13 protein-coding genes are annotated in these 15,789 nt (G+C 68.8%); 3 read left to right on the top strand and 10 right to left on the bottom strand.

What is annotated here, in order from left to right:
- Positions 1 to 13: 13 nt before the first annotated feature.
- The 5 genes from AC1DG4_RS06380 to rfbA form a co-directional block, all read right to left on the bottom strand.
- Positions 14 to 1,924 carry a DUF6541 family protein gene (locus AC1DG4_RS06380; protein WP_477379564.1) on the bottom strand — a complete coding sequence of 637 codons (1,911 nt, stop codon included), beginning with the start codon at positions 1,922 to 1,924 and terminating at the stop codon, positions 14 to 16.
- Complete coding sequence (locus AC1DG4_RS06385; RefSeq protein WP_477379566.1) at positions 1,924 to 2,664, bottom strand: ABC transporter ATP-binding protein; 741 nt, start codon at positions 2,662 to 2,664, stop codon at positions 1,924 to 1,926. Before AC1DG4_RS06385 ends, AC1DG4_RS06380 begins: the two co-directional genes overlap by 1 nt.
- On the bottom strand, positions 2,661 to 3,566 hold the full coding sequence (locus AC1DG4_RS06390) for an ABC transporter permease (RefSeq protein WP_477379568.1): 906 nt from the start codon (positions 3,564 to 3,566) through the stop codon (positions 2,661 to 2,663). The genes AC1DG4_RS06385 and AC1DG4_RS06390 overlap by 4 nt, the downstream gene beginning before the upstream one ends.
- A gap of 88 nt (positions 3,567 to 3,654) precedes the next feature.
- On the bottom strand, positions 3,655 to 6,057 hold the full coding sequence (locus AC1DG4_RS06395) for an FG-GAP repeat domain-containing protein (RefSeq protein WP_477379570.1): 2,403 nt from the start codon (positions 6,055 to 6,057) through the stop codon (positions 3,655 to 3,657).
- A 112-nt stretch (positions 6,058 to 6,169) separates the two neighbouring features.
- The gene (gene rfbA, locus AC1DG4_RS06400) at positions 6,170 to 7,039 is read right to left on the bottom strand and encodes a glucose-1-phosphate thymidylyltransferase RfbA (RefSeq protein WP_477379572.1); all 870 of its coding nucleotides are present in this window, start codon (positions 7,037 to 7,039) and stop codon (positions 6,170 to 6,172) included.
- Positions 7,040 to 7,113: 74 nt separating this feature from the next.
- Here rfbA and rfbB point away from each other — a divergent pair, with 74 nt between their 5' ends.
- Together rfbB and AC1DG4_RS06410 are read left to right on the top strand one after the other, a co-directional pair.
- Entirely contained in the window at positions 7,114 to 8,112 is a 999-nt protein-coding gene (gene rfbB / locus AC1DG4_RS06405; protein WP_477379574.1) for a dTDP-glucose 4,6-dehydratase, read from the top strand.
- Positions 8,112 to 9,533, top strand: a complete 1,422-nt coding sequence (locus AC1DG4_RS06410; RefSeq protein ID WP_477379576.1) for a sugar nucleotide-binding protein — start codon at positions 8,112 to 8,114, stop codon at positions 9,531 to 9,533. The genes rfbB and AC1DG4_RS06410 overlap by 1 nt, the downstream gene beginning before the upstream one ends.
- A 6-nt stretch (positions 9,534 to 9,539) precedes the next feature.
- On the opposite strand, the gene AC1DG4_RS06415 is transcribed toward AC1DG4_RS06410, so the two are convergent.
- On the bottom strand, positions 9,540 to 10,613 hold the full coding sequence (locus AC1DG4_RS06415) for a glycosyltransferase family protein (RefSeq protein ID WP_477379578.1): 1,074 nt from the start codon (positions 10,611 to 10,613) through the stop codon (positions 9,540 to 9,542).
- Between the two features lie 151 nt (positions 10,614 to 10,764).
- Here AC1DG4_RS06415 and galE point away from each other — a divergent pair, with 151 nt between their 5' ends.
- A complete protein-coding gene (gene galE, locus AC1DG4_RS06420; RefSeq protein WP_477379580.1) occupies positions 10,765 to 11,784 on the top strand; it encodes a UDP-glucose 4-epimerase GalE in 1,020 nt (339 codons plus the stop codon).
- 55 nt (positions 11,785 to 11,839) lie between these two features.
- Here galE and AC1DG4_RS06425 read toward each other — a convergent pair whose 3' ends face one another.
- The 4 genes from AC1DG4_RS06425 to AC1DG4_RS06440 form a co-directional block, all read right to left on the bottom strand.
- A complete protein-coding gene (locus tag AC1DG4_RS06425; protein ID WP_477379582.1) occupies positions 11,840 to 13,297 on the bottom strand; it encodes an LCP family protein in 1,458 nt (485 codons plus the stop codon).
- On the bottom strand, positions 13,294 to 13,761 hold the full coding sequence (gene purE, locus AC1DG4_RS06430; protein ID WP_477380392.1) for a 5-(carboxyamino)imidazole ribonucleotide mutase: 468 nt from the start codon (positions 13,759 to 13,761) through the stop codon (positions 13,294 to 13,296). Before purE ends, AC1DG4_RS06425 begins: the two co-directional genes overlap by 4 nt.
- Positions 13,762 to 13,888: 127 nt before the next feature.
- Positions 13,889 to 15,013 (bottom strand): 5-(carboxyamino)imidazole ribonucleotide synthase, encoded by a 1,125-nt coding sequence (locus AC1DG4_RS06435; RefSeq protein WP_477379584.1) that lies wholly within the window; start codon positions 15,011 to 15,013, stop codon positions 13,889 to 13,891.
- Positions 15,014 to 15,204: 191 nt separating this feature from the next.
- Positions 15,205 to 15,768 carry a PH domain-containing protein gene (locus tag AC1DG4_RS06440; protein ID WP_477379585.1) on the bottom strand — a complete coding sequence of 188 codons (564 nt, stop codon included), beginning with the start codon at positions 15,766 to 15,768 and terminating at the stop codon, positions 15,205 to 15,207.
- Positions 15,769 to 15,789: the final 21 nt, after the last annotated feature.

Genomic DNA, 15,789 nt, shown 5'->3' on the forward strand with positions numbered 1-15,789 from the left:
TGCTCGGCGAGGCTCAGGGCGCGCACGCGGTGACGCGCCACAGGGACGCATCACCCTTCTTCGCCACCATCTCGAAACCGGGGGCGTCCGCGAATCCGGTCAGCCCCGGCATCCACCATCTTCCGGGAGCGACCTCGCCCGGACCGAAGTCGAGGACGTAGTCCACGCCCATGTCGTTCAGCGCGGCACAGACATCCGCGTCCGCGGCGGCGTCCACGAGGTGCTCGCGCAGCTCCTGGAAGGCGGGGTCCATGGGCATCATCCACGTACGCGGAATCACCGTCCGCCCGCTCAACGCGTACCCGTATGCGGCGCCGGCGGAGGGGTTGCCGAGCACGACGTCGTCGGGACCGACGTACTTCGGCAGAGAGGTGAGCAGGGCGCGCCCGTCCGAGGAGAGGAAGGACGTGCCGTCGTCCGCATAGTCATCGGCGCCGTTCGTCCGCTGCGCCACCGTCCAGACCACGGTCTCGGAGAGCACGATCGCCACGAGGAGCACGGCGAGGAGACGCCCGGCGGACGGTGCGCCACGACGAGAGCGCGAAAGGGCGCCGATCAGGGCATCCGCCCCGATCGCGGCGAGGGGGATCACGACGATCGGCAGGAGGGAGACGAAGCGGTACGGATCGCCGTACCAGGCGCTGAGCAGCCACGTGCGCATCGACGGATTGTTCATCGCCAGGGCGACGAACGCCAGCGCGGCGAGCCCGAGTGCGAACACGACCATCCAGCGCAGCGACGCGCGCCGGACCGCGATGACCAGCCCCACCATCGTCAGCGCGCTCAACGCGAAGGCCGCGGGCCCACCGATGGGACTGTTGATGAGGAGCTGCCCCAACGCCTGGTAGTTCGGATACAGGGCGCCCCATTGAACGCCCGATGTCTGCCGTCCCAGCAGGATCCACGCTCCGGCGGACGCACCGAGGGCGACGAGGCCGAGCAGTGCGTTCACGACACGCCGGCCCGTCGAGGCGGTCGACCACAACCGGAAGATCCATGACCATCCGAGGATCAGCGCGCCCAGCACCCAGACGAGCAGCACGGCCGGCTGGGCGAGAGCAACAGCGATCAGGCCCACCAGAGTCGCCACCGTCATGAGCAGGGCGGTGCGGATCCGCGTCGCGTGGACAGCGCCCGCACGACGCTCGCCGGCCAGGAGCAGCGCGATCACTCCGGGGACGATAGCGACGGCGAGCGCGTACGGATACAGCACGCCGAAGTCGAGCACCAACGATGGGAACGCGAACAGGCCAGGCGAGAACAGCGCCGCCAGAACCGTCGCGCGCACGCTTCCTCGTGTGATGACCCAGACGAGCGCCGCGATCGACGCGGTCCACACCGGTCCCGCGATGGTCAGCGACATGGCGTTCGCCGCGTGGACCACGTCGACACCTGTGAGCTGCTGGGCGAGCGACGTGACGCCGTGCCACGCTGACGGGTAGAACGAATGGGCGCCGAGCACGCCCGAGACCGTGAGGGAGGACGCAGAACCGGTCTCCTCGATCCAGCGCAGCGCGTTGAGGTGGAAGACGGCGTCATTCGACTGCGAGAGATTCTGCGGATCGCCGATCATCGCGGCGACGCGGGAGGCACCGAGCACCGCACCGGCGAGCAGCGCGAGCGGGAGTCCCGCCCTCAGCACCGTCGGCGTGGCAGGCAGCGTCGCAGGGCGCAGCAGCAAGCCGATCGCCCAGGCGACCGCCGCCAGGAGCAGGCAGCCCAGCCCCGCCGTCAGCGGCGACCAGCGCAGCCCGACCAGCTGCGCGGCGATCGCCGAAACCGCGACCGCCGCGACGCCTGCTGCAGGCGCGAAGCCCCAGAGCAGAGGTCCGCGCAGCCGCAGGCCTGCGCCGATCGCGAGACCCGGCACGAAGATCACCAGGGTTGCGACGAGGACGACCGGGAAGAACCCGATCCAGGCCATCACACCGGCTCCAGGTAGGTGAGCGCCTCGCCGACAGGACCGTCGAAGAGCATGTCACCGCGGGAGAGGACGACGCCCCTCGTGCACAGCTCGCGCACCATCTCGGCGTCGTGGCTGACCACCACGAGCGTCTTGCCCGCCGCGATCAGCTCTTCGAACTTGAGCCGGCACTTCTCGCGGAACGGGGCATCGCCGACCGAGAGGATCTCGTCCACGAGCAGGACGTCGAGCTCGACGTGGATGGCCACGGAGAACGCCAGCCGCATGAACATCCCCGACGAATAGTGCTTGACCTCCTGGTCGATGAACTCCTCGATCTCGCTGAACGCCACGATCTCGTCGTAGCGGGCCTCGATCTCCTTGCGCTTCATCCCGAGAATGGCGGCATTGAGGAAGACATTCTCGCGACCCGAGAGCTCCGGATGGAATCCCGCTCCGACCTCGATCAGACCAGCGACCCGCCCTCGCGTGAGCACCTGGCCCTCGTCCGGCTCCATGACGCCCGACATCAATTTCAGCAACGTCGACTTCCCCGAGCCGTTGAGCCCGAGGATCGCGACCGATTCGCCTTCGTTGATCACGAGATCAAGGCCCTTGAGTGCTTCGAAGCTCGAACTCGTCTTCCGGCGGCGGATCCAGGACACCAGAGTGTCCTTGAAGGAGAACGCGTGGTTGAGCGTGAACTTCTTGTGTACGGCCTTGATGATGACGCTCGGCCGCGGTGCAGTGGTGACGCTCATAGATCCTGCGCGAACCTTCCTTCGAGGCGCCGGAACACCAGCTGTCCGATGAACAGGGTGACGATCGCGATGAGGAACGTCCACAGGGTGTTGATCCCCAGCCCCGGAGGAATCGGGATCATGGGTTCGGCGACCGTGGGGCGCCAGAATGCGTAGTGGAACAGCTCCACACCTTGGGTGATGGGATTCAGCATGTAGATCTCGAGGACCCAGCGCGGCCAGCCGATCTCTCGGAGCGCCGTCTCGACCATGGTCCACGCGTACAGGACCGGGGATGCCCAGGTGGCAAGAAGAAGAAGCAGCTCGACGATGTTCTCAGCATCGCGGAAACGGACGTTGAGGGCTCCGAAGAACAGCCCGAGCCCGAGTGCGAACAGACTCACCAGCACGACCGCTGCGAGCATGGCGCCGACGGCGAGGAGCGAGGCCTGCCCGATCCAGCCGATCATGAGCACGACCACCGCGAGCAGCGCGAGCTGCGGAAGGAAGTGGACAAGAGCGACGATCACCGCGGAAACAGCGAACAGCTGCCGGGGCAGGAACACCTTGCGGATCAGCGGCGCGTTCCCGACGATCGACGTCGTCGCGTTCTTGAACGCCTCGGAGAACAGATTGATCACGATGATGCCGGAGAACAGATAGACCGCGTAGTTCGGCGTGCCGCGCTGCAGCTGCAGGAAGAGGCCCATGACGACCCAGAACACGAGGAACTGGGCCGCCGGCCGGACGTAGGACCAGGTCCAGCCGAGGAGTGAGTTGCGGTACCGCGTCGTTACTCCGGTGCGCACCAACAGCTGGAGGAGGTACCGCCAGCGCACCACGTCGCGGAGACCGTGGCTGCGCCCTGGGGCGTCGAACTCCGCCCTGGGCACGGTGACGAAGAGATCGGGTGTGGTGTTCACGAGGTCTTTCTGGGTCTCGGCATCGACGGAACCTTCCCAGTCTAGGTGAGCAGTCCTGCGGAACCGCCGAGGGACGGGCCCTCGGCGATCAGCCGAGCTGTGCGAATATCTGCCAACCCCACCCGATCAGCCGGGGGCTCCTCCACGTCGAGCCTCCGTTGCCCGGGTAGAGCCAGAGCTGACCGGTGGCGTCCGCGGCGAGGAGATCCGGCACGCCGTCGCCGTCGAAGTCGCCGGGAGAAACCAGGGTCGTCATGCCGTTCCATCCCTGCCCGACCTTCCGAGGGCTCCCCCATCCGCCGGAGCCGTCGATCGGATACACCCAGAGACTGCCGTCGCTGCGGCGCATGAGGAGGTCGGAGAGACCATCGCCATCCAGGTCCCCCGCGTTCAGCAGAGCGGTGGCGATGCCCCAGCCGGTGCCGATGGTGCTGGATCCGAGCCAGCCGCCGCGCCCGTCACCGCGGTAGAGCAACAGCTGGCCATTGGACGTGCGGGTGATGATGTCCCGGTTGCGGTCGCCGTCGAAGTCGACGCCGCCGACGATCATGTCGAGCCCGCCCCACCCCTGCCCGATCTGCCGAGGCGCTCCGTAGGTGCCATCGCCCTTACCGGTGTACAGCCAGAACGTGCCGTCCGTCTTGATCCGGCCCAGGTCGGCCAGCCCGTCGCCGGTGAAATCGCCCATCGTGATCAACCGGTCGCCTTTGGTCCAGCCGCTGGAGGCCGCGACGGTGCCCCGCCAGCCGCCGGCTCCGTTGCCCCGGTAGAGCGTGACGGCGCCGGCGGGCGTCAGCCCGACCACATCCCGGTTGCCGTCGCGGTCGACGTCTCCTGCTCCGGAGGTGGGCGTGAGCTGCCGCGATCCGGAGACCGCCGGACCGGCGCCGCTGAGCGCCACCATGGCGCCCCAGCCGTTGCCGGAGGTCGGCCCGTTCACGATCGCACCCCCGCCGGTTCCGTTGAACTGCGCGACGGCACCCGCGGAGGTCACGCTCAGAAGATCGGTCTTGCCGTCCCCCGTGACATCCCCCGCCTGGAAGATCGTCTTCATGGTGCCGAAGCCGACGCCTACTCTGCTGGGCGCGAGCCAGGTGCCGCCCGAGGCGCCGTAGTAGACGTAGACGGCGCCTGTCGCGTCCGCGGCGTAGAGATCCGGGACCCCGTTGCCGTCGACATCGGCACCGCCGGAGAGGGCTCGCATCGAAGACCAGCCGCTGCCGACCTGACGGGGCTTGCCGAAGTCGCCGGACTCCGTACCGGACCAGAGCCAGAGCAGCCCAGCCTGATCGACGGTGAAGACATCAGGGATGCCGTCGCCGTCGAAGTCGCCGGCGGCGGAGATCTGCTTGGCCGTGGACCAGTCGACCCCCAGCTTCCGAGGCGCCGCGAACGCACCGGATCCGTTACCGCGCAGCAGGAATGCGCCCGTCGGTGCGACGGCGATCAGGTCCCGATGGCCGTCACCGTCGAGGTCCCCGACCGCGAGCACTCGTGTCGTGCCGGCCACGGTGGAGAGACCGATCCGGCTCCCCCACGTCCCGTTCTTGTACGGGTAGGCGTAGATGCCTCCCACCGAGTCGGACGCGACCACGAAGCTGTCCTTGTCGAACGACGCGATCGTCGGCAACGTGATGTGCGTCGGACCGAACCAGTCCGTGAAGTAGTTGTAGAAGTTGCGGTTGCCGTACGCCGAGCAGGAGTTGCCGTTGCCGTATCCCGCCGCCATCGCGGCCGCATTGGGCTGATACGGCGTGTAGTAGTAGAGCGCCGATGTCGCCTTGTTCGCGATGTAGACCGAAGAGCTTCCGCACGCCCGGTTCGGGTTGTAGAGGATGTCCCAGGTGTTCCCCGGCGCGTAGTAGGTGAACCAGCGGCCCTCCATGTAGATCTGCATCTGCCGCGCGGCGCCGTAGATCTGCTGGAAGAAGCCGACGTAGGACGGATCGCACGGGGCATCGTCCGGGCACCCCTGGCCGAGGGCCGCGTTGTAGCGCCAGGCGCTCGGCCACACGTGCGTGACGAGGCCCTGCTCCTTCTGAAGCATCACGATGAGCACTTGGGGGTTGATGTGGCAGGACTGAGACACGCGAGAGATGATGCGGGCCGCCGACTCGTTGGGCTGCCCGGTGTAGCCAGAACAGTAGGCGTCCGCGGGACGATCCGAACTCGTCATGCGGAAGTCCTTGATGCACACGATCGGCTTGCCGTCCTCGTCGATGCCGCCCAGACAGGTCGGCACCTTGGCGTTGAAGAAGGCCTGGATCTGCGCCTCGGTCATCGTGGAGTTGTCCGTGAAGACCGCGTCGCTGATGATGTCACCGGCCGAGAACCCCGCGAGCGTCGCTTTCACAGGTCCGGCTCCGACCGGCGCGGCGACCGCGGAGACAACGGACTGGGGTGCGACGATCAGTGCGGCAGCGATCAAGGCGCTGACGACGAACCGGCAGATCCGGGATGTGATCTTCGCAGGTTCGGGATCAGACGACATGTAACCAGTGTGCCGGAAGCGCACTATTGATGCCACTGACACCGGTGGGGCCGCTGTGACAGGAGCGAGTCACGGAGCGCGACGCTCCCGCCCCCCCTGCTCTCAGCGCAGCTCAGCCCCGCTGCTGGAGCAACCCGAGCAGATACCGTCCGTAACCGCTCTTGACGAGCGGCTCGGCGCGGGCGCGCAGGTCATCGTCGCTGAGGAAGCCCATCCGCCACGCGACCTCCTCGGGCGCGCCGATGGAGAGCCCTTGACGCTTCTGCACCGTGCGGATGAAATCCGTCGCCTCGGCGAGCGAATCGAACGTTCCGGTGTCGAGCCAGGCGGTGCCGCGCGTGAGCAGCTGGACGTGGAGCTTGTCCCGACGCAGGTACTCGAGGTTGACGTCGGTGATCTCGAGTTCTCCTCGAGCCGAGGGGCGGAGCTGCTTCGCGATCTCGATCACGTCGTTGTCGTAGAAGTAGAGACCGGGCACGGCGTAGTTGCTCTTCGGCCGGGCCGGCTTCTCCTCGAGCGACACCACGCGTCCCGCGTCGTCGAAATCCACCACGCCGTAGGCGCTCGCGTCGTCGACCCAGTACCCGAAGACGACAGCTCCGTCGACGTCGGCGTACTGCCGCAGCTGCGTGCCCATCCCCTGCCCGTAGAAGATGTTGTCGCCGAGAACCAGGGCTGACGTGTCGGAACCGATGTGCTCCTCACCGAGGATGAAGGCCTGGGCGAGACCGTCCGGCGACGGTTGGGTCCGGTAGGTGATCGACACACCGAACCGTGATCCATCACCCAGCAGCCGATGGAATGCGGGCGCGTCGTCACCGGTGGTGATCACCAGGATGTCGCGGATGCCGGCGAGAATGAGTGTCGAGAGCGGGTAGTAGATCATCGGCTTGTCGTAGACGGGAACGAGCTGCTTCGACGCGCCGAGGGTGATCGGATGCAATCGCGACCCCGTGCCGCCGGCCAGGATGATTCCACGCATGCGGCAAGTCTCCTGGATCCGCCCGTCACGGGCAACGGGCGCGGCTCGGATCCCGGTAGCACTAGCCTGAGTCCATGCAGAGGCTGCTCGTCACCGGCGGCGCCGGCTTCATCGGTTCGAACTTCGTCCACCACGTCGTGGAGAACACCGGTCACCACGTCACCGTGCTGGACGCGCTCACCTACGCCGGCAACCGCGCCTCCCTCGACGGTCTCCCCGCCGACCGGGTGACTTTCGTGCACGGCGACATCACTGACGCAGAGCTCGTCGACTCGTTGTTCGCCGACGCCGACGCCGTCGTGCACTACGCCGCCGAGTCGCACAACGACAACTCGTTGCACAGCCCTCGTCCGTTCCTGGATACCAACATCGTCGGCACTTACACGCTGCTCGAAGCCGCCCGCACGCACGACCGCCGCTTCCATCACATCTCCACGGACGAGGTCTACGGCGACCTCGAACTCGACGACCCGGAGCGCTTCACCGAGAGCAGCCCGTACAACCCGTCGTCGCCGTACTCCTCGACCAAGGCCGGATCCGACCTGCTCGTGCGCGCCTGGGTGCGCTCGTTCGGCGTGCGCGCAACGATCTCGAACTGCTCGAACAACTACGGCCCCTACCAGCACGTGGAGAAGTTCATCCCGCGTCAGATCACGAACGTGATCCGCGGCATCCGGCCCAAGCTCTACGGCGCCGGCGAGAACGTGCGCGATTGGATCCACGTCGATGATCACTCCTCCGCGGTGCTGACCATCCTGGACAGGGGCCGGATCGGCGACACCTATCTCATCGGCGCCGACGGCGAGCGCGACAACAAGGACGTCGTCGAGCTGATCCTCGAGCAGATGGGGCAGCACCGCGACGCGTACGACCACGTGACCGACCGCGCCGGCCACGATCTGCGCTATGCGATCGACTCCACCAAGCTGCGCACCGAGCTCGGCTGGACGCCGCAGTATGCGGACTTCGAGTCGGGCCTCGCCGCCACCATCCAGTGGTACAGGGCCAACGAGTCGTGGTGGGCGCCGTCCAAGGACGCGACCGAGGCGTTCTACGCCGCCAAGGGGCAGTGATGACGGTCGAGTTCGGCAAGCAGCTCGCGGTCGTCGAGACCCCGATCCCGGGGATGATCGTCCTCGAGCTGCCGGTGCACCTCGACGCACGCGGGTGGTTCAAGGAGAACTGGCAGCGCGAGAAGATGACCGCGCTCGGTCTCGCGGACTTCGGTCCCGTGCAGCACAACATCTCGTTCAACGACGCCGTCGGAACGACCCGGGGCATTCACGCGGAGCCGTGGGACAAATGGGTCTCGGTCGCCACAGGACGCATCTTCGGCGCCTGGGTGGATCTGCGCGAGGGCGAGAGCTTCGGCACCGTCTTCACGATCGAGCTGGATCCCTCCCGCGCGATCTTCGTGCCGCGCGGCGTCGGGAACTCGTACCAGACCCTCGAACCCGGCACGGCGTACACGTATCTCGTGAACGACCACTGGTCGCCGGACGCGAGCTACTCGTTCCTCAACCTCGCCGATGAGACGGTTGCGATCGACTGGCCGATCCCGCTCGCCGACGTGGAGATCTCAGCGAAGGACAAGAACCATCCGCGGCTGGCGGATGTCACCCCCATCGCGCCGCGCAAGACTCTCGTGGTCGGCGCGAACGGACAGCTCGGCCTCGCGCTGCGCGCCGCGCTCGGAGACGCCGCGCACATCGAGTACGCGACACGCGCCGACCTCGACCTGGCAGATGCGGGACTCCGCACCGCGCGCCGCTGGCGCGACTACAGCACGATCATCAATGTCGGCGCCTACACGGCCGTCGACCTCGCGGAGACCGCCGACGGCCGCCGCGACGCGTGGGTCGCGAACGCCGAGGGCCCGGCTCGCCTCGCGCGCATCGCCGCCGAGAACGGCATCACCCTCGTGCACGTCTCGAGCGACTACGTCTTCGACGGCACGGCCGATCGCCCCTATCGAGAGGACGACGCCCTGGCACCGCTGGGGGTCTACGGGCAGACCAAGGCCGCCGGCGACGTCGCCGTCACGACCGCCCCTCGGCACTACATCCTGCGCACGTCGTGGGTCATCGGCGAGGGCAAGAATTTCGTGCGGACCATGGCGTCGCTCGCTGAGCGCGGCATCGACCCGAAGGTCGTGGACGATCAGACCGGTCGCCTCACATTCACGGGCGACATCGCCCGCGCGATCGTGCACCTGCTGGCTTCGGAGGCGCCGTTCGGCGTCTACAACGTCACCGGATCCGGTGAGCCGGCTACCTGGGCGGACATCGCGCGCGCGGTCTTCTCGGCGACCGGGCACGACCCGGCCCGGATCACCGGTGTGAGCACCGCGGAGTACTCTGCATCCGCGTCCTCGCCGCTGGCTCCTCGGCCGAGGTGGAGCGTTCTCGAACTGACGCGCATTGAAGCTCTGGGCTTCGCCGTGGACGATCACCTCGAATCGCTCAGGCGCTTCGTGACCGCGCCCCCGCCCTAGGGCTCGTCACAGCTCCGCGTGCAGCGCCCAGGCCCGCTCAGCAGTGCCGTTCCACGAGTAGGCTCGCGAGCGATCCGCGGCGAGCACCGACAGTCGTCGTGCGCCCTCACCCGCCGCATCCCGCAGGGCGTCGGTGAATCCCTCCGCCCCCACGAGCAACCCGCCCTCGGCGAGAACGTCGTGGTGCACTCCGCTCTCCGCCGCGATCACGGGAACGCCGAGCACGAGCGCCTCGACGAGCCGCCACGGCCAGACGAGGGCGGGGTCCGCCGCAGCGAAGGCGAGCGCACCGGCGAGCAGCGCTGCGCGGTCCTCCGCGTCCAGCCGCCCGAGCACATGCACGCGCGGCGCGGCGAGCCCCTCCGCCACGGCGGCTTCCGCGATCCCGGGCGCGGACCCCGTCACGGCATCCACCACGAACACGTCGGCGCCCCGGTCGACCGCGGCGGCGAACACCGCAGAAAGGGTCTCGGCCGTGCCCGTGGCGACGACGTACCTGTCCGGGGCGCCGAGCGCGATGCGCCGGTCGGCCGCGTCGAGCGGGATCGCGAAACCCGCCGGCGCGGCCCCCGGGATCACCCGGATGCGGTCCCCGAACCGGGCGAGGTCCGCGATCTGCTCGGCCATCGCGTGCGTGGGAACGACCACGGCATCGGCGTGCTTGACGGCGCGCTTGAGCATGCTGCGCTGCCACAGGACGCTCGCGCGAGACAGCTGCTCCGGGGCGGTCCACGCCCGCAGATCCCAGACCGTGGCGACGGTCTGGTCGTAGTCATTGGCCCTGTCGTGCTTCGCGAGCGGGGCGAAGAGGCTGGGCGCGTGGATCATGCCGCCACCGACGCCGGCGACCACCCCGAGCTGCCAGGCGGCGCCGAGCTCGCGGCGTGCGAGCGACAGACGGTGCAGCGAGTCCGCACCGTCGACCACGGGGTCGCCCCCGCCACCGGGCACGATCACCTCGACCGTGCACTTCTGCGGTGCGGTCGCGGCGAGCCCGAGGACCAGGGAACGCGCAGCCTCGGCCTGATCGGCGTCGACGATGTCGTTCACCTGATCAAGCACAACCCGCAACACAGCCATACCTCGACTCTATCCAGGCCGGGGCGCTCCCCAGCCCAGGCGCTCCAGACGGGTGCGGGGCTGGGCGAGCTGATTCCACTGAGCGTGACGTCAGCATCGACCCGCAGACGGCCAGTAGCATCGAAGCACCGTCCATGCCCAAGGAGCACACATGCGCGTACTCGTCACCGGCGGAGCCGGCTACATCGGATCCCATACCGTCCTCGCACTCCTCGAGCGCGGGGACGACGTGATCGTGGTCGACAACTTCGCGAACAGCTCGCCGGTCTCGCTCGAACGCGTCACACGCATCGCGGGACGCGCGCCCCGCGTGCACGAGCTGGACGTCGCCGATGCGGCCGCCCTCGATGCGGTGTTCGCCGAGGAGAAGCCGGAGGCCGTGATCCACTTCGCCGGGCTCAAGGCGGTCGGCGAGAGCGTCGCCGAGCCGCTGCGCTACTACTCCGAGAATCTCGGAACCACGTTCGCACTGCTCGCCGCCATGCAGCGGCACGACGTGCACACGCTCGTCTTCTCCTCCTCCGCGACCGTCTACGGCGACCACCAGCCCGTGCCCTACCGCGAAGAGGGCGGACTCCTGGACGCATCCAACCCGTACGGCCAGACCAAAGTGATGATCGAGCGGATCCTCGCCGATGCGGCACAGGCGGATCCTCGGTGGCGCATCGCGCTGCTGCGCTACTTCAACCCCATCGGCGCGCACGAGAGCGGACTGATCGGCGAGGATCCGCGCGGCATTCCCAACAACCTCGCACCCTACGTGGCGCAGGTCGCGGTCGGCCGTCTCGCCGAAGTCGGCGTCTTCGGTGATGACTACCCGACCGCCGACGGCACGGGCGAACGCGACTACATCCACGTCGTGGACCTGGCCGCAGGCCACGTCGCGGCGCTGGAGCACCTGCGCACCCATGAGGGCGTGCGGGCGTGGAATCTCGGCACCGGCCAGGGGACCTCGGTGCTCCAGCTCATCGCCGCGTTCGAGAAGGCCTCGGGACGGCCCATTCCGCGCCGCATCCAGCCCCGACGGGGTGGCGACCTCGCGCAGACTTGGGCGGACACCACGCGGGCGGAGTCCGAGCTCGGCTGGCGTGCGCAGCGCGACATCGTCGACATGGCCGCGGACACCTGGCGCTGGCAGTCCGCGAACCCGCAGGGCTACGACTCCGAATAGTCCGGATCCGCCGGGGCGTGACCCGCGAGACGGCGGGCCTGCACGGACCGCCGGGTCAGCTCGTCGGCTTCGGCGACGGCTCCGGATGCAGAGCGGCCTTCACCATCCCGTGGATCGCATTCCAGTCCGGCTCGAACTCGTCCACGCCGTTGGCGGGCGTGAGATCGATCGTGGTGAGCTTCTGCTGCTTGGCCTTCATCATGAGATCGAAGAACTCCGGCAGCTTGTCCTGGGGCAGGTCCGTGTCGACCGCCGACGTGCCAGCGGCGGCGATCTCGCTGAAGTGCGCGGCCACGTTCTGCGGCGTGAACTGCTTCAACAGGGCGTCCTGCAGCTCGCGCTGACGGCGCATCCGGTCGAAGTCGCTCGTCGTGTAGCGCGAACGCGCGTACCACTGCGCGGTGTCGCCGTTCATGTGCTGCTGTCCGGCCTCGATCCAGCCGGTCGCCCACTCCTCGGCGTTGTCCGGACCGCCCCACTCCGGAACGTTGCCCTCCGGCAGCCGCTCCTTGACGTCGATGTCCACACCGCCCAGCGCGTCGATGAGCTTCGCGAAGTCGTTCATGTCCAGGAACACGTAGTACGGGATCTTGATGCCGAGCACGCCCTCGGCCGCGTCCTTGGTCGCCTCGACCGCCGGGCTGGATCCGTGCTTCTTCGCGTCGGGATAGAGCGAGGGCCCGGTGTGGCAGACCTGGACGACGTTCGTGAGCTGGTTGATGCCGCTCCCCCAGCCGCAGTCCGGGTCGTCATGGGCCTGCAGGCCGTCCGGGTACAGGTCGTGCATCGGTCCGGGAGCGAACGGCACGTGCGGCATGTCGCGCGGAATGCCGAAGATCGTGGTCTTGCCGGTCTCGGCGTTCACCGACACCACCGAGATGCTGTCGTAGCGCATCGAGTCGCGCCCCAGGCCGCTGTCCGCGCCGAGCAGCAGCACGTTGTAGTAGCCGTCGCTGGGCGGCAGACTCGGGCCGCCGGAGCCGAACAGGGTGCTGACCGCGCTGCGGCTGGAGCCGATGACGTTCGCGGCGTAGGCGGCGCCGGAGCCGCACAGAGCCAGCACCAGCACCGCGACGAGCGGGATCGCGATCCTGGCGTAGTTCTTGGTGCGCACGAGCCGCACGATGCGCAGCGTGTCGAAGGTGAGCACGACCCACAGCACGGCGTAGGCGATGCAGAGGAGCTGGATCACGCTCAGCACGATCCAGCTCACCCAGCCCCCGCCGACGGTGAGCCAGAGCAGCGCCTGGTGCCAGAGCAGCGCGCCGAGGACTCCGAGCACGACCAGCGCCCACATCGTGAGCGTGGCGCCGAGGCCGAACCGGCCCAGCCTGCGGTTGCCCGCCAGCACCTGGGCGGATCCGGGGATCAGCACGTTGAGCACGACCAACCACCAGCCGCGGCGGGTCATCACGTCCGGAGACCCGAAGTCGGGGTCGCGCATCGGCCTCGTGCGGATCAGTCCTGCGCTCTGCGCGGAGACTCCGCCGGGCCGGGACATGACCTGGGTCACAGGCTGTCCTTCAGCCGCCGGTTCTTCTCCTCGACCTGCGCTTCGAGGTCGCGGGCGTAGGACTCGATGCGGTCGGCGAGGGCCGGATCCGCGATACCGAGGATGCGGGCGGCGAGGATGCCCGCATTGCGCGCGCCCCCGATCGAGACGGTCGCGACGGGGATGCCCGCGGGCATCTGCACGATCGACAGCAGCGAGTCCATGCCGTCGAGATAGGCGAGCGGGACGGGGACGCCGACCACGGGCAGCGCCGTCACCGAGGCGAGCATGCCCGGGAGGTGGGCCGCGCCCCCGGCGCCGGCGATGATCACCTTGAGCCCGCGCTCGCGCGCCTCGGTGCCGTAGCGATGCAGCTTCTCGGGCGTGCGGTGCGCGGAGACGACCTCGACCTCGTGCGGGATGCCGAACTCGGTCAGCGCTTCGGAGGCGGCGCTCATCACGCGCCAGTCGGAGTCGGATCCCATCACGACGCCGACGAGGGGCGCGGCGGATGCGTGCAGTGTCCCAGTCACCCGTACAGGCTAAGGGCGACTGCTGGGAGAACCCCGCTGCGCCGCGCCCTCGCTCGCGAGAACCCTGGCCGGCGTCGGCTCAGGCGAACGCGTCCGCAGCAGCCCTGGCCTCGGCCAGCACGGCATCGAGGTCGGATCCGCTCGCGTTCACGTGCCCGACCTTGCGGCCGGGACGCGGCGCTTTGCCGTAGGTGTGCACCTTGGCCTGCGGGCTCGCGGCGAGTGCGGCGGGAACGCGATCCAGCATTCCGGCATCCGCGGGGCCGCCGAGGATGTTGATCATGACGGACCAGTCCGCGTGCGGGGTGGTCTCACCCAGCGGCAGGTCGGCGACGGCGCGCAGGTGTTGCTCGAACTGCCCTGTCACGGCGCCGTCCTGGCTCCAGTGTCCGCTGTTGTGCGGTCGCATCGCGAGCTCGTTCACGAGGATCCGGCCGTCCTCGGTCTGGAACAGCTCGACCGCGAGCATGCCGGTGACGCCGAGTCCCTCGGCGATCTCCCGACCGATCCGGGCGGCCTCCGCGAGGTGCTCCGCATCCACGCCGGGCGCGGGGGCGATCACCTCGGCGCACACCCCGCCCTTCTGCACGGTCTCCACGACGGGGTACGACACGGACTCGCCGTTCGGACGTCGCGCGACCTGCTGCGCGAGTTCGCGCACGAACGGCACGAGCTCCTCGACGAGCAGGGCRTCTCCGTCGGCGAGCGTTGAGAACCAGTCCGCCGCCTCCTCGGCCGCGGACACCACGCGCACGCCCTTGCCGTCGTAGCCGCCGCGGGGCGTCTTCACGACGCCGCGACCGCCGTGCGCGTCCAGGAAGGCCTGCAGCTCACCGGCGTCGGCGACGCGCGCCCAGTCCGGCTGAGGAGCGCCGAGATCCGCGAGGCGGGCGCGCATGTCGAGCTTGTCCTGAGCGAAGCGCAGCGCATCGGGACCGGGGTGCACGGCCACGCCGTCGGCGACGAGGGCGCGCAGCACCTCCTGCGGCACGTGCTCGTGGTCGAAGGTGATCACGTCCACGTCCGCCGCGAACCGGCGCACGGTGTCGAGGTCGCGGTAGTCGCCCACCGCGGTGGCCGCCAGCTGCGCCGACATGCCCTCGTCCTCCGCCAGCACCCGGATGTCGATGCCCAGCTCGACCGCCGGAGCGATCATCATCCGGGCCAGCTGTCCGCCGCCGATCACACCCACACGCAACGCCATCGGATCTCCGTTCCTCGAACCCATTCTCCCGCAAGATCCACCCCCCTCTCGCCGCCCCTGCTCTCCCCTCACCCCTCCACTTTCGAGTCGTCCCCACCAGCGCACGCCATAGCCTCCGCTGGCGGGGACGACTCGAAAGTGGTGCGGGCGCAGGAGGGGGCGCGGGCGGGGAGCGCGGGGCGAAGAGAGGGTCAGGCGGTGTAGGGGTTCTGGGCGGCCTGGGCGTCGCGATGGGCGAGGATCTGTCCCACCTCGACCTGGTCCGCGAGGGTCTCCTGCACGAGAGCGACGTTCGGCACGTCGCGGATCCGCAGCGGCGCATCCACGCCGTTCGACAACAGCACGGTTCCTGCGCCGACCATCCGTTGCAGCGGGCCGCGGCGCACCGAGATCGTGTAGCCGCGGGCGTGCGACATCTCGATGCTGTTGCGGGATCCGACGCCGTCGCGCACGATCACTCGGCGCGTCGTGATCGTGACCCGCCGCGACAGCCACACGATGAACGGCACCACCACGAGCAGCAGCACCAGCGCACCGGCCGCCGCCCACAGCATCCAGTCCTTTGCCCAGCCCGCGATCGGGGCGGGGAGGTTGCCCGTGAAGTATCCGGTGGCCCCTGCCACGACGATGAGCACGAGCGCCGACCAGAACAGGTGCCGCGCGTGCGGGTGGAACCGGGCGATGAGGCGCTCCTCCGCGGGCACGCCGGGCGGCGGCGTCATCGGCCGCCCGCCCAGACCCACCGGTTGCGTCACGCGTCCATTGTGACCCGTGAC

The sequence above is a fragment of the Microbacterium sp. 05N427 genome (assembly GCF_056397105.1).